Source organism: Streptomyces sp. ICN903, from assembly GCF_022015835.1.
In the GTDB taxonomy this organism is placed as follows: Bacteria; Actinomycetota; Actinomycetes; order Streptomycetales; family Streptomycetaceae; genus Streptomyces; species Streptomyces fenghuangensis.
The window spans coordinates 6,390-8,878 of the sequence record NZ_JAKMAY010000241.1 but is presented as its reverse complement, the minus strand read 5'-3'; the positions used below and the strand labels follow the sequence as shown (position 1 = coordinate 8,878).

2 protein-coding genes and 1 tRNA gene are annotated in these 2,489 nt (G+C 73.0%); 2 read left to right on the top strand and 1 reads right to left on the bottom strand.

The annotated features are described in order from the left end of the window. A partial coding sequence (locus tag L7D48_RS21645; RefSeq protein ID WP_237881550.1) for a DUF3662 domain-containing protein occupies positions 1 to 432 on the bottom strand: 432 nt, incomplete at its 3' end. A 323-nt stretch (positions 433 to 755) separates the two neighbouring features. Here L7D48_RS21645 and L7D48_RS21640 point away from each other — a divergent pair. After that, positions 756 to 839: transfer RNA gene (locus L7D48_RS21640), tRNA-Leu, on the top strand. Positions 840 to 1,050: 211 nt separating this feature from the next. Beyond that, entirely contained in the window at positions 1,051 to 2,457 is a 1,407-nt protein-coding gene (locus L7D48_RS21635; RefSeq protein ID WP_374493196.1) for a DUF2252 domain-containing protein, read from the top strand. Positions 2,458 to 2,489: the final 32 nt, after the last annotated feature.

Here is a 2,489-nt window from a genome sequence, read left to right as displayed (position 1 = left end):
GGCTCCGGGGGCGGGTGCGGGAGGCGGCGCGCCGTGCGGGGACTGGTGCTGGGAGGAGCTGGAGGCGAGGGTGCGGCTGCGCACCCGGTACAGGCCGGTGTCGAGGTCGTCTGCCCGCTCCAGGCCCACCTTGACCGAGCCCATGAACGTGTAGCGCTGCTGCTTGGCGTACTCGCGCACCATGCCGGCCAGCTCGTCGCCGAGCTGCCCGGAGTAGGGGCTGAGGCGCTCGAAGTCCGGGGCACTGAGCTGGACGACGAAGTCGTTGGGGACGACCGTCCGCTCCCGGTTCCAGATGGTGGCGTTGTTGTCGCACTCGCGCTGGAGGGCGCCCGCGATCTCGACGGGCTGCACCTCGGATTTGAACACCTTGGCGAAGGTGCCGTTGACGAGACCCTCGAGACGCTGCTCGAAGCGCTTCAGAACTCCCACGGTGCACCTCCTTCCCCGATGCCCACGGCTCCAGTGCGCCGGTCGCGGTCGCGCGCGACGCGTTGCCTTCCGATACTGCTTACTGATCGTATCCACGCGCGGGGTGAACGGCTGGTTCCCCACCGGGGCCCGGCGCGCGGGTGTCAACCCTCACACGGATCGTAGAGGTGGCACGGGTCCAGTGTCCCAAACCGTGGTCGGTCGATACGGGTGTGAGACCACCCCGGACAGCGTGCTAATGTTCTGTGTGTCGCCAGGCGATCCCGCCGGACCGGACGAGAGCGGTCCGGAGAGTGTGGGAGAATCAAAGCGACAACACCCATGCGCGGGTGGCGGAATAGGCAGACGCGCTGGATTCAGGTTCCAGTGCCCGAAAGGGCGTGGGGGTTCAACTCCCCCCTCGCGCACAGAGAGCGAGCCTCTCACAGTGACGGAAGTCACCGTGAGAGGCTCGCTTCGTTTTCGGATCCGGTCGCGGTTCCGGGGCGGTCCGGTCCGCTTCGGGGGCTGCCCGGCAGCGGGCAGAGGGGTACCTTCGAGTCCGCTGATCGTCGCGGTCGGCGCGGGTCGGCCCCGGTCGGTGCCGGCCCGCCGTCGCCCGCTGGTAGGTAGCAGGGGGTGGGGGCCGTGGACGAGCGGCTGCCGTACGTGCCGGGTTTCGCGGACCGCGGGAGCCTGCGGGCGCCGAAGCGGGAGGGCAAGGCGCTGCGGGAGGCGGTGCCCAGGCGGGCGCACGCCGGGTTCTCCGAGGCGCCGGGGCGGCCGGACGCGGTGACGGCCGTGGAGGAGTCCAACCGGGGCCGGATCGGGGAACTGGTGCCGATCCGGGTCGGCCGGATGGTCGCCTCCCCCTTCGCGTTCCTGCGCGGCTCCGCCGGGCTGATGGCGTACGACCTGGCGCACGGCACACCCGCCACCGGCGTCGGCGCGCAGATCTGCGGTGACGCGCACGCCGCGAACTTCGGCATCTACGGTGACGCCCGCGGCGGCCTGACCATCGACCTGAACGACTTCGACGAGACCGTGCGCGGCCCCTGGGAGTGGGACCTCAAGCGGCTGGCCGCCTCCCTGGTGCTGGCCGGGCGGGAGGCGGGGGCGGACGAGGACGTGTGCCGGACGGCGGCCTGCGACGCGGCCGGCGCCTACCGGCACACCCTGCGGCTGCTGGCGAGGATGCCGGCGGCCGACGCCTGGAACGCCGTCGCCGACGAGGAGCTCGTCTCGCACGCCGACGCCCACGATCTGCTGGGCACCCTCCGGCGGGTCTCGGAGAAGGCCCGGCGCAACACCAGCGCGCGCTTCGCCGCCAGGTCCACCCGGGAGACCGGTGACGGCGGCCGGGTCTTCGTGGACGCCCCACCGGTGCTGCGCAGGGCGTCCGACGAGGAGGCGGCGGCGGTGGCCGCCTCACTGGAGGAGTACCTGGGGACGCTGCCCGAGGACCGGCTGCCGCTGCTGGCCCGGTACGCGATCCACGACGTGGCGTTCCGGGTCGTGGGCACCGGCAGTGTGGGCACGCGCTCGTACGTGGTGCTGCTCCTGGACCACCGGGGCAAGCCGCTGGTGCTCCAGGTGAAGGAGGCGCGGCCTTCGGTGCTGCGGCCGTACACGGCCCTGGCGGGCATCGCCGGGCCGGAGCCGGAACCGGGGCACGAGGGGCGCCGGGTGGTGCTGGGGCAGCGGCGCATGCAGGTGGTCTCCGACACACTGCTGGGCTGGACGACGGTCCAGGGGCGGCCGTACCAGGTGAGGCAGTTCCGCAACCGCAAGGGCAGCGTGGATCCGGCGGCGCTGGGCGCCGGCGAGATCGACGACTACGCGCGGATGACCGGGGCCCTCCTGGCCCGTGCGCACTCCCACAGTGCCGATCCGCGGCTGCTGGCGGGGTACTGCGGCAAGTCGGAGGAGCTGGACGAGGCGGTGGCCGCCTTCGCGGTCGCCTACGCCGACCGTACCGAGAGGGATCACGCGGAGCTGGCGGCCGCGGTGCGCGCCGGGCGGCTGCCCGCCGAGCGGGAGGTGTGAGGGCGGGGTGCGGGGCCGGGCCTGAGGACTTG